Origin of the sequence: Streptomyces sp. M2CJ-2, assembly GCF_016757295.1 — a bacterium.
Classification (GTDB): domain Bacteria; phylum Actinomycetota; class Actinomycetes; order Streptomycetales; family Streptomycetaceae; genus Streptomyces.
On sequence record NZ_JAESIF010000288.1, the window covers coordinates 1 to 539 of the forward strand.

Annotated in this window: 1 pseudogene; it reads right to left on the reverse strand. The window is 68.3% G+C overall.

Features of this window, described 5'->3' with window-relative positions:
- Nucleotides 1–539 (reverse strand): annotated as a pseudogene (locus JL475_RS39340) (transposase); the annotation flags it as partial.

Here is a 539-nt window from a genome sequence, read left to right on the forward strand (position 1 = left end):
GCTTTTCGTGATGGTCGGATACGTTTCCTTGGCCTGGTCAAGAAGTCGTGTCCCCACGGCGTTTTCGGAGAGGCCCGCGGCGGTGACGGTCACGGCGAGGATCAGGCCGATGGTGTCGGCGAGGAGGCCCCGCTTCCGGCCCACGATCTTCTTCGCGGCATCGGTTCCCTGGCCGGTCACGGGCGCATTGGCGGAGGTCTTCACGCTCTGGGTGTCGATGACGGAGGCGGTCGGCTCGGGCTTGCGCCCCTCCTTCACCCGGGCCGGTCCGGTCAGGTCGTGATCGGGCCGGGCGAAGATTCCTTCGTCGCGCCACGCGGCGTAGCAGGCACAGACGGTGCCGTGGTCCGGGAGGTCGTGCGGGAGGCATTTCCAGGGGATTCCGGTGCGGTTGACGTAGAGGAGCGCGTCGAAGACGTCACGTAAATCGACCTTGGCCGGCCGGTGGGTCTGCGGTCGAGCCGGGCCTTTCTCCAGGCCGTCGGCGTCGGCTCGATCAGGGCCCACCGGGCGTCGGACAGGTCGCTGGGGTACGGCTT